Annotated in this window: 11 protein-coding genes; 6 read left to right on the forward strand and 5 right to left on the reverse strand. The window is 70.9% G+C overall.

The annotated features are described in order from the left end of the window. The first annotated feature begins 295 nt into the window (after positions 1–295). Entirely contained in the window at positions 296–1237 is a 942-nt protein-coding gene (locus ACZ69M_RS11875) for an LAETG motif-containing sortase-dependent surface protein (RefSeq protein ID WP_470048975.1), read from the forward strand. Positions 1238–1468: 231 nt separating this feature from the next. Further along, positions 1469–2725 (forward strand): glucarate dehydratase family protein, encoded by a 1257-nt coding sequence (locus ACZ69M_RS11880; RefSeq protein WP_470048977.1) that lies wholly within the window; start codon positions 1469–1471, stop codon positions 2723–2725. Positions 2726–2755: 30 nt separating this feature from the next. Here the strand turns inward: ACZ69M_RS11880 and ACZ69M_RS11885 are convergent, their stop codons facing one another. After that, positions 2756–3493, reverse strand: a complete 738-nt coding sequence (locus ACZ69M_RS11885; protein WP_470048979.1) for an SDR family oxidoreductase — start codon at positions 3491–3493, stop codon at positions 2756–2758. A gap of 93 nt (positions 3494–3586) precedes the next feature. On the opposite strand from ACZ69M_RS11885, the gene ACZ69M_RS11890 reads away from it, so the two are divergent. Continuing rightward, positions 3587–4426: a LysR family transcriptional regulator gene (locus tag ACZ69M_RS11890; RefSeq protein WP_470048981.1), complete on the forward strand. Its 840-nt coding sequence runs from the start codon at positions 3587–3589 to the stop codon at positions 4424–4426. A gap of 61 nt (positions 4427–4487) precedes the next feature. Here ACZ69M_RS11890 and ACZ69M_RS11895 read toward each other — a convergent pair whose 3' ends face one another. Together ACZ69M_RS11895 and ACZ69M_RS11900 are read right to left on the reverse strand one after the other, a co-directional pair. Beyond that, on the reverse strand, positions 4488–5057 hold the full coding sequence (locus tag ACZ69M_RS11895; protein WP_470048983.1) for a GNAT family N-acetyltransferase: 570 nt from the start codon (positions 5055–5057) through the stop codon (positions 4488–4490). Between the two features lie 130 nt (positions 5058–5187). Next, positions 5188–6180 carry a phospholipase D-like domain-containing protein gene (locus ACZ69M_RS11900; protein ID WP_470048985.1) on the reverse strand — a complete coding sequence of 331 codons (993 nt, stop codon included), beginning with the start codon at positions 6178–6180 and terminating at the stop codon, positions 5188–5190. A gap of 368 nt (positions 6181–6548) precedes the next feature. Here ACZ69M_RS11900 and ACZ69M_RS11905 point away from each other — a divergent pair, with 368 nt between their 5' ends. The 3 genes from ACZ69M_RS11905 to ACZ69M_RS11915 are packed head-to-tail and all read left to right on the forward strand — an operon-like array spanning position 6549 to position 11769. Further along, positions 6549–7370, forward strand: a complete 822-nt coding sequence (locus ACZ69M_RS11905; RefSeq protein ID WP_470048987.1) for a hypothetical protein — start codon at positions 6549–6551, stop codon at positions 7368–7370. Further along, the gene (locus tag ACZ69M_RS11910) at positions 7367–9589 is read left to right on the forward strand and encodes a protein kinase domain-containing protein (protein WP_470048988.1); all 2223 of its coding nucleotides are present in this window, start codon (positions 7367–7369) and stop codon (positions 9587–9589) included. Before ACZ69M_RS11905 ends, ACZ69M_RS11910 begins: the two co-directional genes overlap by 4 nt. Positions 9590–9624: 35 nt before the next feature. After that, positions 9625–11769, forward strand: a complete 2145-nt coding sequence (locus ACZ69M_RS11915) for a bifunctional serine/threonine-protein kinase/ABC transporter substrate-binding protein (RefSeq protein WP_470049349.1) — start codon at positions 9625–9627, stop codon at positions 11767–11769. 43 nt (positions 11770–11812) lie between these two features. On the opposite strand, the gene ACZ69M_RS11920 is transcribed toward ACZ69M_RS11915, so the two are convergent. After that, complete coding sequence (locus ACZ69M_RS11920) at positions 11813–13012, reverse strand: RICIN domain-containing protein (protein WP_470048990.1); 1200 nt, start codon at positions 13010–13012, stop codon at positions 11813–11815. A 76-nt stretch (positions 13013–13088) separates the two neighbouring features. Then, entirely contained in the window at positions 13089–13706 is a 618-nt protein-coding gene (locus tag ACZ69M_RS11925; RefSeq protein WP_470048992.1) for a type VII secretion system-associated protein, read from the reverse strand. Between the last annotated feature and the right edge of the window lie 129 nt (positions 13707–13835).

Consider the following 13835-nt stretch of genomic DNA (forward strand, 5'->3'; position numbering starts at 1 on the left):
TCGGAGCGCGGAGCGCGGCGCTCGGTCCGACGCGGGCGACCGTGGACCGGCCGCCGTCGAGTCGACGCGGAACAACTGATTCCCTATGTGTCGGAAATGTGGCAACGTGTGAACTCGTTGTGTTTTCAAGGAGGTTGACAGCCCCTGCACAGTGATCGACTATGTGGTCGAGCTGTGGCCCATGTGACCAGTGGGCCCAGTGTTCTTCGACCACTCATCCCCGGTGCGGCCCCCGGCTGCTTTGTGCTGCCCTGCCGCCGACGACCGGGTCTTGGATCATCGAGATGGGATCTGCATGTCCATAGCGAGACGTGTCACCCTTCGCTGCCTGCTGGGGACGGGCGCGGCGGCCCTCGCCCTCTCCGCGGCCACCACCAGCGCCTGGGCCACGGGTACGCCCGGCGGAGACGGCTGGGACAGCGGCAACAGCGCCTACAAGCCCGGCCAGGGCGCCGGTACGGTGACCGCGGCGGATCGCTGCGAGTTCTCCCTGGACGGGACGAACTTCTACGACTGGGTCCGCGTCGACGACCAGAACCTGAAGCCCACCGACGACGGCAAGGTGCACATCAAGGTGCGCGCGGCAGGCGACGCCGGGTCCTGCACCGCTTCCCTCGCCGCGTACCGCACCCACGGGGCCACCTTCAAGACCTCCGGTGAGCAGGTCTTCCACGACTTCGACAGCGTCAAGGTCAAGCCGGGCGAGACCGACTCCCTCGACATCGCGGTGCCCGACGTCGGCTGCTACGCGCAGATCGACCTCTACCGCGGCGCGGTGAAGTTCGACGGCAGGTTCGACGCCAACGACGGCTTCGAGCACGGCGACCTGCCCAAGGGGCCGGACCGTGCGGTCATCAAGGACAAGCTGATCATGGCGTGGAACGGCGGCAAGAAGGACTGCACGGCGCAGCCGCCGAGCACGCCCGAGACCACGCCTCCGGCCTCGACTCCGCCGGCCTCCACGCCGCCCGCGGAGACTCCCGGCAGCCCCACCCCGACGACGCCCGACGAGCCGTCGACCCCGGAGACGACGCCGGCCACCCCGGAGGCCTCGGACTCGACCACGCCGCCGGCTCCCTCGCCGAACGGCGGCCAGTCGACGCCGCCCGGCGACCTCGCGGAGACGGGCGGTGGCAACACGCTGCCGATCGCGGGCGGCGCCGCGGCTCTGCTCGTGGCCGGTGGAGCGATCACCGTCGTCACCCGGCGTCGACGCTCGTCGCGCACCAGCTCGTGACGGCTGTCGTTGGGCGTTTGAGGTTTGACGTCTGACAGGTGTTTTTTGAAATCTGAAATCTGAAATCTGTCAGCTGTCATCTCACGTCATCGGATCGCGACGACTCTTCGACGGGCCCCGGCACTCACCGGATACGTGAGCGCCGGGGCCCGTTGAGTGATTCAGATTGATGAAGCGAGCTCACGGACATGAACTTAGTGCGATCGACCCCGACCTGGAGGCAGTCCGCACATGAACTCGACCGACAGTCGCATCCGTCAGCTCATCGTCACACCGATCGCCTTCAGCGATCCGCCGCTCCTCAACTCCAGCGGAGTACACGAGCCCCTCGCGCTGCGCTGCGTCCTGCAACTCGTCCTGGAGGACGGCACCGTGGGCCTGGGCGAGACCCCCGGCGGCGACGACCGGCTCGAACGTCTGCTGGCCGCCGGGAAGGTGATCGTCGGCATGGACGTCTTCGACACCACGGCCGTCGCCGCCGCCATCGACGCCACCCTGCTGCCCACCGTGCCCGGCTCCCACGAGCGTGGCTGGATCACCTCCGCCGTGGAGGTGGCCTGCCTCGACGCGCAGGGCAGGCTCACCGGACGCCCCGTCAGCGATCTGCTGGGCGGCAGGGTCCGCGACTCCGTGCCCTTCGCCGCGTACCTCTTCTACAAATGGGCCGAACACCCGGCACTCGGCGGCCGCCCGGCGATCGGCGACGGCTGGGGCGAGGCCCTGGACCCGGCGGGCATCGTCGAGCAGGCCAGGGTGATGCGACAGCGGTACGGATTCGACTCGTTCAAGCTGAAGGGCGGGGTCTTCCCGCCGGACGAGGAGATCGCCGCGATGAAGGCCCTCGCCGAGGCCTTCCCAAGCAGCCCGCTCCGCCTGGATCCCAACACGGCCTGGACCGTCCAGACCTCGCGGTACGTGGCACGCGAACTGGAGGGCGTGGTCGAGTACTTGGAGGACCCCACTCCCACCATCGCCGGTATGGCCGAGGTCGCCGAGACCTCGCCCATGCCGCTGGCCACCAACATGTGCGTGATCGCCTGGGAACACCTGCGCCCGGCCGTGGAACAGAACGCGATCCAGGTCCTCCTCACCGACCACCACTACTGGGGCGGGCTGCGCTGCACCCGCGAACTGGCGGCCGTCTGCGAGGCGTTCGGCATCGGACTCTCGATGCACTCCAACTCCCACCTCGGCATCAGCCTCGCCGCGATGACCCACGTGGCCGCGACCCTCCCGAACCTCGGCCACTCCTGCGACACCCACTACCCGTGGAATTCCACGGACGACGTGATCGTCCCCGGCCCGCTGGAGCTACGGGACGGCGCGGTCGAGGTCCCCACCGGTCCCGGCCTCGGCGTCGAACTGGACCACGACGCCCTGGAGCGCCTCCACCGCCGCTACCTCGACTCGGGCCTGCGCGGCCGCGACGACACCGGCTACATGCGGCGATTCCATCCCGAGTACGAGCTCCGACTTCCACGCTGGTGATCCGGAGGCCGTGGACACCACGTCAGAAGATCACCACGGTACGACTCCCTTGTCGTCGAACAGCCGGCCGGTAGGGCCGTCGTCGGGCAGAGCCGCCAACCGGATGGCGATCACCGCGCCCTGCTCGGGGGTCTGAGTGCCGCTGAACCCATTGAGGCCGGTGGCCACGTAGCCGGGGCAGGCGTTGTTGATCAAGATGTTGGTGTCGCTCAACTCCTTGGCGTACTGGATGGTGACGGCGTTGAGGTAGGTCTTCGTCGGCGCGTACGCCCCGCTGATGCCTCCGAGGTCGACACCGGGCGTGGTCTGCAGGGCCAGAGAGCCGACGTGGCTGGACTGGTTGACGATCCGCGGGTGCGCCGAGCGGCGCAGCAACGGCAGCATCGCGTTGGTGACCCGGATGACGCCGATGACGTTGGTCTCCACCAGCCGCCGCACGGTCCGGAGGTCGATCGTCGTGGGCTCCTCCGGCCAGCCGCCCGCAACACCCGCGTTGTTGACCAGTACGTCGAGGCGTCCCGCCCGCTCCTCGATCAACTGCGCCGCGGCCCTCACGCTCTCGTCGTCGGTCACGTCCAGGGGAACACCGAACGCGTCGGCACCCGCCGCGCGCAGTTTCGCCACGGCGTCCTTCCCGCGCTGCTCGTCCCGAGCGCCGACACCGACGCTCCAGCCCAATGCGGCGAGGCCGGCCGCGATCTCGTACCCGATTCCCTTGTTCGCGCCGGTGACCAGCGCGATTGTCTTCTCACTCATGACAGCGAGCATGGCTGCGCTTCGACCTGGCACCAACACCGTCTCGGTCATGCAGCGATACCTGAGCGACATCGATCGACCGTGCGCCGGAGTTACTGTGAACGGATGGAGATACGCGAGCTGCGGTACTTCGTCGCCATCGCCGAGGAACTGCACTTCGGGAAGGCTGCTCAGCGTCTGGAGATAGCTCAACCGCCCCTGTCCCGCACGATCGCCCGGCTCGAACGACAACTCGGGGTCACGCTGCTGGAGCGCACCAGCCGCAAGGTCACGCTCACCGAGGCCGGGGCCGTGCTGCTGTCCGAGGGGCGTGCGATCCTCAGCGCGGTAGCCGCGGCCGAGCGGCGTACCCAGCAGGCTGCGCGGAGGCGTCCCCGCCTGGTCCTCGCCGTCAAGTCCGGCACCGCAGGCGAGTTGTTGGCCAAACTGCTCGACGCCTACCGCACGGAGCCCGGTGCGGCCACCGTCGATCTGCTGCTCTGTGAGGCGCATCAGCATCAGAAACTGCTGCAGGACGGGCAGGCCGACGTGGCTCTGCTGCACCTGCCCTTCGACTCGACGGCCGGACTCGACACCGAAACGCTCTGTACCGAGGGACAGGTGGCGATCCTGCCCGGCTCTCACCCACTTGCCGGCCGCTCTCGGATCCGGACGGCCGAGGTCACCGCACTGCCGGAACTCCCGATGGCGCGCTGGCCCGGTCCCGGCGGTAACTACCCGGAGGGACCAGGGGCAGAGGTACGGAACCTGAGCCAGCTCTTCCAGCTGATCGCGCTCGGCCGTACCACCGTGATCGTGCCCGAGTCCGCCGGCACCGACCTGCGCCGGGATCTCGCCGCCGTGCCGGTCCTGGACGCTCCGCCCGTGACAACGGTGATCGCCTGGCCGCCGCAGAGCCGACTGCGCGCGGTCGCCGACCTGATCCGGGTAGCGACACGTCTTTGACCGGCTGTTCTCCCCATGGCGGAGCCCTCAGCAGCAGTGCCAGGGTCGCGGCCCGGCTGGGTCAGCGGTCGCGCTCCCGTACGTGCACGTGAGCGGTGAGGGGGTAGGCGGGTGGTGCCGCGGGCAGGAGCGTGGTCAGTTCGTACCCGCTCTTCTGCGCGACGCGGCATGACGCCGTGTTGTCCACTTGATGCACGAGTTCAAGGCGCTTCGGTCCGTCATCGGGGAAGGCGGTGAAGGCCCAGTACGTCAGCGCCCGCAGTGCTCGGGGCGCCACTTCCCGGCCGCGCGCATGTGCCGCGGTCCAGTAGCCGACCTCGGCGGACGAGGTGCCCGGGGCGGTGTTCCTGAGGATCACGTGACCCACCAACTGCCCCTCCACGTCTGGGGCTTGGGCTTCCGTGATGGCGAATCCGAAGCGGTCTCCCGTCTCCCATCCCTGTTGCTGGTCCTGAATCCACCGTGCCGCGCTCGCCTCGTCGTTCACGGCTGAGCTCGTCCATCGGCGCATGGCGTCGTCCTGATACAGCTCGACCAGGTCGGCAGCGTCCGCCGGGCTCCAGGGGCGCAGGAGGAGAGCGGGGGCTGACGGAGTGGCGTCTGCCTTCAGCCGTACAGTGATCTTGTCCATCGGTCGAGGGTACGTGGCCGCGGTGGCCATCGGCGCTGCATCCGGGCGTACAGCGTGGGTAGTTGGACGTACTGGTCCCTGCACGGCCTGAAGCGAATCTCCGCCGTGGCCGGCGCTCTCCCGGCGGGTCCTAGGCGGTGGTGCCGCCCGAGTAGTCGCTGGTGAAGGTGGTCTCGATGGTGGTGGCAACGGCTTGGGCCACGCCGGTGCCCGTGAGGATGATGCCCAGTTCCCGGTTGTTGCTCAGCGAGTTGCTGCTGATGTTCATGGAACCCGCTTCCACCTTCTGGGTGGACAGGCCGTAGTCGGCGACCATCGCCTTGGCGTGGATGTAGAAGCCGTTGGGGTCGGAGTAGCCGACGACGGTGCCACCGGCCGCCTCGATCGCGGACACCTCGCTGGAGTAGCTGGAGGGGCTCTCCAGGACGAGCCGTACGGCGACGCCCGACTGCGCCCTGGCCACGATGGCGTTGACGACCGCGCTGTCGCTGAGTTCCAGTTCCTCGACGTCGAGCGTCGTGGTGGCGCCGTTGATCAGGGACAACAGGCGGTTGCGGGAGTCGGTGGGGGACCAGAGCAGATGGTCGCCGTCGGTCGGGGTGATCGCGGTGCCCGAGTAGTCCGCGTTGAAGACCTTCACGATCGAGGCGACATCGCGGCTGTCGTCATCGAACACGCCGTAGTCACGGCCGGTCGGATAGTACTGGGAGGTGAGGTTGCCGGTGAGGATCAGCGACTTGGCGTCGTCCACCGTGACGGTCTTCTGGTGGGTGTACACGAAGGTGGACGAGGACCAGACCACGCCCGCGCCCGCACTCGTCAGGGCGTTGTACGCCGACTGATTGGCGGACCTGTGCGCGCCGTCCAGGATCACCCGTACCGTGACGCCCTTGTTCTTCAGGGCTATGAGGTCGTTGACGGCGGTGGTGTCCTCCAGCTCGTACATGGTCATGTCGAGGGAGGCGGTGGCCGAGTTGATGAAGCCGTAGATGGTCGGCTGGCTGCTGCTCTGCGAGAAGGCGAACGCGGAGTAGCTTGCGGCGTTCGCGGGGACGGCGGTGGCCAGCACGGCGGCGCCGGCGGCCAGCGTGACACCCGCGCGGCCGAGGACCTTCCACAACATACGTGGCTCCTAGTCGAGTTGATGTCCACCCGGGAGGCGGTGGGCACGTGCATGACAGCAGGCGCGTAGAACGGTGAGGAAGAGAGGCTTGGTGAACGCGGAGTTACCGGCCGGCCGTGTATGCGGACAAAGGGGACTTCGTGCAGGTGGGAAGCGGTTCATGCGATCCTCGCGCGATCGTAAAATCTTCGTACGCCCAGTGCTGGGAGTACGTGGAGTGCTGGAAGTACTCGGGGCCCGAACCGGCCGACGCCGGCGGCTGACCGAAAAGGACTACGTATTGCCGGTGGGCGGTCACAGCCGTAGTCCCGTCGCGGCACAGTCGATACGCTCCCTGCGGGGAACGGGTGTGCGGATGGGGGACGGCGATGGAGTATCGGAGACGGGTGCGGCTGTGCTGCTGCGGCACCTTGACCACCGGGCTGTTATTGGCGGGCTGTTCGGGAGGGGGCGGTGGCGAGGCCGCCGAGCCCCCCGGTTCCAAGAACGCGACCGCGAGCAGCGGCACACGTTCCAGCCCGGCCCCGAGCCCCAGCGCCACCGGCCTGGGCTTCACCCCCGATCCCGGCCGCGCGCCGAAGACCCGCGCAGAGGCCGAACGCCTGGCCCGCGCCGTCGCGGCGGCCCCCGTCAACTGGGGCCCCGGCTTCGTGAAGCGCGACCCGTACGAGAGCGACCCCGGCTTCTGGCCCGCGCTCGACGCGAACTGCGTCTGGCAGCGCGATCCACTGCCCGCGACGGTACTCGCCACCCTCACCCGCTACAGCGAACTGCCCACGCAGGACGGCAAGGGCCCGATCCGCGTCGCCGCCGTCGTCACCGTGCACCGAACGGCGAAGGACGCCGACTGGGAGATGGCCGAGACCCTCGAAGAGGCGCTGCGCTGTCCCGACCAGCAGCTCCGCCAAGGCGAGCGGATCACCGGACTGCTCTCCCAGGGGTCGGCCTTCGGCCTGCTGGGCAACTCCACCGCCGAGGACACACTCACCGAGGGCGGCCAGTACTACAGCGTCGAACTCGGCGGCCCCTATTACTACTACTGGATACAGAGCCGTCTGGGCCAGGTCACGGTGGCCGTCTCCGGCAGGGGTTCCAAGGGCCGGTCCGGGAAAGAGGTCGATGCCGCGCTGCAGCAGGGAGTGGGGCAGATGCTGACGCTCACCGAGAGCGAACTGGAGGGGCCGGGATGAGCGGGCGTCTGCTCCCCACCGACCCCGCCACGATCGGCGGCCACCGGCTGCTGGCCCGGCTCGGCGCGGGCGGCATGGGCGTGGTCTACCTCGGCCGTACGGAGGCCGGGACACTCGCCGCCGTCAAGGTCATCCAGGCCGAGTACGCGGACGAGCCGGACTTCCGCGCCCGGTTCCGCCGTGAGGTCGAGGCGGCCCGCCGGGTGACCAGCCCCTGGGCCGTGCCGGTCACCGGCGCCGACCCGGATGCGGCGGCGCCCTGGCTGGCCACCGCCTTCGTGCCCGGCCCCTCTCTGGAGGAGGCGGTCGCCCGCCACGGTCCGCTGCCTGTACGGAGCGTGCGCGTGCTGGCCCGGATGCTCGCCGCCGCACTGCGCGAAGTGCACGCCGTCGGTCTTGTCCACCGCGACGTCAAGCCCGCCAACGTCCTGCTCGCCGTGGACGGCCCGCGCCTCATCGACTTCGGGATCGCCCGCGCGACCGACGAGACCGCGATCACCTCCACCGACCTGGTCGTGGGAACGCCCGGTTTCCTCTCACCCGAGCAGGCCGAGGCCCGCGGCGCGGCACTGGGCCCGGCCAGCGACATCTTCTCGCTGGGCTGCCTGCTGGCGTACGCGGCGAGCGGCCGACCACCGTTCGGCACCGGCACGCCGGACGCCCTGCTCTACCGAACGGTCCACGACGAACCCGACCTGGCCGGCATCGAAGCCGAGGAGAACGCCGCGGACAACGAGGAATCCGAGGAGGAGGCAGCGGGCACCGAGCTGCTGACCCTGCTGCACCTGTGCCTGGCGAAGGACCCGGCGGACCGCCCGACGGCCGAGCAGATCTGCACGGTGCTGCTCGTCGAGGACGCGGTCCCCGAAGGCGGCCGGCTCGACTGGTTGCCCGAGGGCGTCGTACGGGCCATCGCCGACCGCTCGTCCGAGATGCTGGCGCTCCCCGACATCGAGCCGACCGTCGCCGAAGCACCGGGGGACGAAGCACCGGGGGACACGGAACAGGCGTCGCCCGGCCGGCGGCGCCTGCTCCTGCTCTCCGGCGCGGCGGTGCTCATGGCGGCGGGCGGGGCCGCGGTCTGGGCCGCCCTGCGCGATCGGGACAACCCGGGGGCACCGGCTCCGCGGGCCGGCGGCTGGGCCATCGGAGTGCAGGCTGACCTGAGCGGGGCACAGCGGACGGCGGGAGAGGCGCAGGAGCGGGGTGCGCGCCTGGCGGTCGAGCAGTTCAACTCCCGTAAGGGCAAGCCCTTCGAGCTCACTCTGAAGACGGCCGACGACGGCGGCAGCGCCGGGCGGGCCCAGACCGCGGCCAGGAAAATGATCCAGGACACCGACGTGCTCGCCGTGCTCGGCCCGACCAACGACGAGACGGCCAATGCGGTCCTGGGCACCTACGACGAGGCACTGCTGCCGCTGTTGTGCGTCTCGGCCGGGGGCCTGATCCTGACCTCGCAGCAGTACCGGTCCTTCGTGCACTGCCGCCCCAGCGACGCGGCCGTCGCCATCCCGATCAGCATCTATCTCAGGAAGCAGAAAGGGGTGCTGCGCCCCGGCCTGCTCCAGGACCGCACCGCGCAGACGTACTCAACGGAGTCCGCCTCGATCAACGCCACCATGCTGCGCCGGCTGGGCCGCCCCGCCTACCCCCGGGTGATCCCTGCGGGCGCGGACGGCACGGAGGACATCGGACCCGTCATCGACGACATGCTGCGGGCCGGGATCGACTCCTTCGTCTACGCCGGCTACGCACAGGGCGCGGCACTGGTGGCCCGCCGACTGGCGACGGCCGGCTTCGAAGGGCCGCGGCTCACCCCGCAGGCCGTGATCGACCCGGCGTTCCTGGAACAGGCGGGGGACGCGGCCGAGGGATGGCTCCTGACCGCCTCCTTCGTCGACCCCTCCGCCGTACCGGCCGCGGCGGCCTTCACCGCCGCCTTCCGCAAGCGCTTCGGTGCCGCGCCCGGGTACTACGCCGCCGAGGCGTACGACACCGTCAACCTCGTTCTCCAGGAGTTGGTGAAGGCCACGAAGGGCGGACGGCCGCCGAAGCGCCAGGAGTTGCCGGCCCTGCTGCGCAGGAGCCGCTACCGGGGCATCACCAAGGAGTTCTCCTTCAAACCGGAGGACGGCACGTTCGCGGGCTGGGGCATTTTCCTGCACCAGGTCGAGGGCGGCCGCTTCCGCTTCCTCGGCGCCGCGCCCTCCGAGGTGTAGCAGTGAGCGGGGTGCACTCAGAGGTGCACGCGGGGGTGCACGCGCTCAAACCGGGCGACCCGCCCTTCGTCGGCGGCCACCGGCTGCTGGGCCGGCTCGGCGCGGGTGGCATGGGCGTGGTCTACCTGGCCCGTTCGACGGGCGGCGCACTGGTCGCGCTGAAGGTCATCCGCGCCGAGTACGCGGCCGACCACGACTTCCGCACCCGGTTCCGCCGTGAGGCCGAGGCGGCGGGCGGGCTCACCGGGCGGTGGGTGGTGCCGGTCACCGCGGCGGAACCGGAGGCCCGCGAGCCCTGGCTGGCGACCGCCTTCGTACCGGGCCCGTCGCTGGCCGAGACCGTCGCGCTGTACGGTCCGTTGCCCGACCGTACGGTGCGGGTCCTGGGCGCCCGGCTGGCCGAAGCGCTCACCGAGGTGCACGCCGCGGGCCTGGTGCACCGGGACGTCAAACCGGGCAACGTCCTGCTCGCCCTGGACGGGCCCCGGTTGATCGATTTCGGCATCGCGCGTTCCACCGGCGCCACCGCGCTCACCGCGAGCGACGTGGTGATCGGCTCGCCCGGATACCTCTCGCCCGAACAGGCGCAGGCGCGGGCCGGTGACATCGGCCCGCCGAGCGACATCTTCTCGCTGGGCTGCGTCCTCGCCTATGCCGCGACAGGCCGCCGCCCGTTCGGTACCGGCACTCCGGCCGCCGTCATCTTCCGTACGGTCCACGAGGAACCGGACCTGGACGCCGTACCGTGGGCCCTGGTCCCGCTGCTCACCGGCTGCCTCGCCAAGGACCCGCGGGCCAGGCCCACCGCGCGGGAGGTGGGGGACGCCCTGGCCGGTGAGGACGAACGGACGGGCGACTGGCTGCCGTCCGCGCTGCCCCGGCTGATCGCGGAACGCTCGGCCGCCGTCCTGGCACTGCCCGACCCCGGGCCGAACACACTCGTGCAGCCGCCGGAGCGGCCCGCCCTGTCACGGCGCCGCCTGCTGACGCTGGGCTCCGCGGCCGGAGTGGTCGTGACCGGCGGGGGACTGGCGGCCTGGGCCGCGTCCAGGTCCGCGGCCGGCGGCGGAACGACGGGCCAGGGACCACTGTCCCGGTACGTCATCGGGCTGCACGGAGATCTGTCGGGAGCGGACAGGTCGATCGGCCGGGCGCAGGAGCGGGGTGCGCGGCTGGCCGTGGAGGACTTCAACTCCCGCTCCCGTGAGGGACGCACCTTCGATCTGGCGCTGAAGGTCCTCGACGACGCCGGGGAGGCGAAGCGGGCCCAGGAGGTCGCCGGAAGGTTCGTCGCGGACCACGCGGTGTACGCGGTCATCGGCCCGACCGGCACCGCCACGGCCGAGGCCGCCGTCGCCCGCTACGAGAAGGCCCTGCTGTCCATCGTGAGCGTCTCCTCCGCCACCGATGTGTACTCCAAGATCTCCACCCGCGCGTTCTTCCAGCTCAGGCCCGACGAGTACGCGCTGTCGACGCCGTTCATCCACTACCTCACCCACACCGAGAAGAGCCGCAGAACCGCCCTCGTCGACGACAGGGCGGCGGGCCGCGTCAGCTGGCAGATCGTCAAAGACCTGACCATGTTCCCGCCCTCCAACGGCGCGACCACCACCCATGTCGTCCCCGCGGACAGCGAGGACTTCGGCCCGGTCGCCGCCGCCGTAGTCACCGCCGAGGCTGAGGCCGTGGTGTACGGCGGGGTCTCACCGCACCGGGCCGCCCGATTGGCCCGCGCGTTGGAACAGGCCCGGTTCCAGGGCACGCGCATGGCGGCGGAACCGGTTCTGGAGACCGCGTTCCTCAGGGAGGCGGGCCCGGCGGCCGAGGGCTGGGTGATCAGCGCGACCTACGTCGACCCGGCCGCGCTGCCCGCCGCGGCGCGCTTTGTGGCGGCGTACGAGAAGCGCTTCGGGGTACGCGCCGTCGAGCGCTTCGCGCTGGAGGCGTACGACGCGCTGCTCTTCGTCGCCCAGGGGCTGCGCGAGTTGGGCAACGTCGAGGTCGAGCGGGGTGCCATGGTGCGCAGGCTCCGCTCGTCCACGTACAAGGGGCTCGCCAAGACCATCGCGTTCGACGCGGGGACCGACGCGTTCCACTCGGTCAACGGCCTCTTCCTCTACCGTCTGCACAACGGCACTCCCCGCTTCCTCGGCCGCTACGACCAGCTCAAGAAGACCTGACCGAGCCCCGTCACCGTGGGAGTCGCCGGTGCCGACACCTCGTTCAGCGGCTGGTCCACTTCTGGTTGTCCTGGCCGTTGCAGCTCCACAGTTGCAGGCGGGTGCCGTTGGCGGTGCCCTTGTCCCGCACGTCCACGCACTTGTCGGCCTGCGGGTTGACCAGGTCGTGGGCGGCGTTCAGGCGGAACTGCTGGGCGGGGTTGCCGCTGCAGTTGGCGAGCTGGATCGTTGCGCCGTCCGCAGTGGATCCCCAGGCGACGTCCATGCACTTGCCCATGGCGCGCACCGTTCCGTCGGACATGAACTGCCACTTCATCCGGGCGCCGCTGCCGCAGTCCCAGATGTCGAGCGCTGTGCCGTCCTTGCCCCGGCCGCCGGACACGTCGATGCAGCGGCCGGTGGCGTGGCTCCAGACCGAGACACCCACGACCGTGGACGAGGCGGCACCGGACGAGCCCGAGGACCCGGAGGACGTCTTGGTGCCGGACGAAGACGGCCTGCTCGCGGTCGTCGACTTCTTGCCGCCGGAGCCCGTGGACGAGGAGGAGGTGGAGGACGAGCCGTGCTGCCCGGCTGCCGGCGCTGACGACTTCGGCCCCCCGCCCGAGCCGCCCGCCTGCCCGGACGCCTTGTGGTCCGGTGTCTTCCCGGCCGGGGACTGCTTGGCGGAGCCCTCCGGGGACGGCGCCGCCGAGTCGAAGGCGCCCGGAGCGCCCGAGTCCTGCAGCGCGCCCCCCAGGACGGTGCCCGGCGTCGCGCCGGCCCGGGCGACCCGGTTCTCGCCGTCGTCGTTTCCACCGGTCACCAGGAACGGGACGGCCACCAGCAGCGTGCCGACGATGGCGGCCCCGGCCAGCAGACTCTTGTGGGGCCGCCCGGGCTGGGCGGCGGCCGCGGTCTCCGTGGCCGTACCGCCGGACACCTCCTCGTCGGTCGCCGCCGCGGTGGCGGTGGTGGCCGACGCCTCGGAGTTCGCGGAATCGGGGGCCGGTTCGGTGGCGGTGGCGGCCTTGGGCTCGCTTTCCTCACCGGGCGCGGTCGACGCGTGCGCCTGCTCCGTCTCCGCCGCCGCTTCCACTTCCCCGGCCGAGGGTTCGGGCTCGGGTTCCGGCTCGATGCGTACCGTCGCGGTCGCGGTCGCGGTCGCTGTGGCGCTCGCGATGGCCGTGGCGGTCTGCCGGGACTCCTCGGTCTCGGCCTGTGTCGGCTCGTTCGGGGAGTTCTGGGAGGGGGAGGCCGTCATGGCGTCCTTCCGGTGAAGACGGTGGTGGGAGGTGCGACGTGGACGTGGGCCACGTCAGGAGGGGCGAGCGTGTCGATCACGGGGCAACCGCGGGCGAGTTCGGCTCCGGCGCCGTCGCGGAGAGTACGTCCAGCAGCGCGTCGGTCTCGATCAGCATGCTCACGGCGCCGGTCGGGTTGACGTACAGCCGGTGCCCCTCAGGCAGTCGGCCGACGAGATCGGCGACCGGCACGGTCTCGGAGGCGAGCAGCCCGGCCGGGCGAAGGTGGTCGGCGGAGGTGAAGACAGGGATCACCGGGTGGCCGTCCGGCGTACGCGCGGCGAGCGGTCCGCCGGTCGGGCCGAGCAGCACGCCGACCTCCGCGGCCGCCAGCAGACGGGGGACGTCCTCGACGGGGCCGTAACCCGTCGACGCCCGCTGAACGGCTTCGTCCACCTCGTCCGTCGGCTCCGGCCAGCCGAGCGCGGCGGGCGAGGGGCGGTACTCCTCGTTGGCACGCCACTCCTCGATCTCGCCGCTCGTACCCGAGCGCCATTCCCCCACCAACGCCCAGACGGGAGGGGGGCCTTCGCCGCGCCAGGCGGGGTCGACCATGCCGAGCCAGTGGTCGGGGGCGAGCCGCGCGGCCTCCTGCACGTCGGCCGGCGCCTCGGGGAGCGGCGCGGCGGCCCGTGGCGGTGGGCTGTCGCTCACTGCGTGACTCCTTCACGATCAAGGGTGCCTCGGGCGGGCTCGCACCGCGGCCGGACGCCCGTCCCACCGCCCGGCGTTCCGCTCGACTGGTGCTCTTGGTGCTCTTGGTGTTCCTGGTACGGGAGTTGT

This window comes from Streptomyces sp. NPDC107454 (assembly GCF_055582885.1).

What these genes read in the sequence shown, in the direction of transcription:
- ACZ69M_RS11875 (WP_470048975.1), top strand. Translation starts at nt 296, where the DNA reads ATGTCCATAGCGAGACGTGTCACCCTTCGCTGCCTGCTGGGGACGGGC.
- ACZ69M_RS11880 (WP_470048977.1), top strand. Translation starts at nt 1,469, where the DNA reads ATGAACTCGACCGACAGTCGCATCCGTCAGCTCATCGTCACACCGATC.
- ACZ69M_RS11885 (WP_470048979.1), bottom strand. Translation starts at nt 3,493, where the DNA reads ATGCTCGCTGTCATGAGTGAGAAGACAATCGCGCTGGTCACCGGCGCG.
- ACZ69M_RS11890 (WP_470048981.1), top strand. Translation starts at nt 3,587, where the DNA reads ATGGAGATACGCGAGCTGCGGTACTTCGTCGCCATCGCCGAGGAACTG.
- ACZ69M_RS11895 (WP_470048983.1), bottom strand. Translation starts at nt 5,057, where the DNA reads ATGGACAAGATCACTGTACGGCTGAAGGCAGACGCCACTCCGTCAGCC.
- ACZ69M_RS11900 (WP_470048985.1), bottom strand. Translation starts at nt 6,180, where the DNA reads ATGTTGTGGAAGGTCCTCGGCCGCGCGGGTGTCACGCTGGCCGCCGGC.
- ACZ69M_RS11905 (WP_470048987.1), top strand. Translation starts at nt 6,549, where the DNA reads ATGGAGTATCGGAGACGGGTGCGGCTGTGCTGCTGCGGCACCTTGACC.
- ACZ69M_RS11910 (WP_470048988.1), top strand. Translation starts at nt 7,367, where the DNA reads ATGAGCGGGCGTCTGCTCCCCACCGACCCCGCCACGATCGGCGGCCAC.
- ACZ69M_RS11920 (WP_470048990.1), bottom strand. Translation starts at nt 13,012, where the DNA reads ATGACGGCCTCCCCCTCCCAGAACTCCCCGAACGAGCCGACACAGGCC.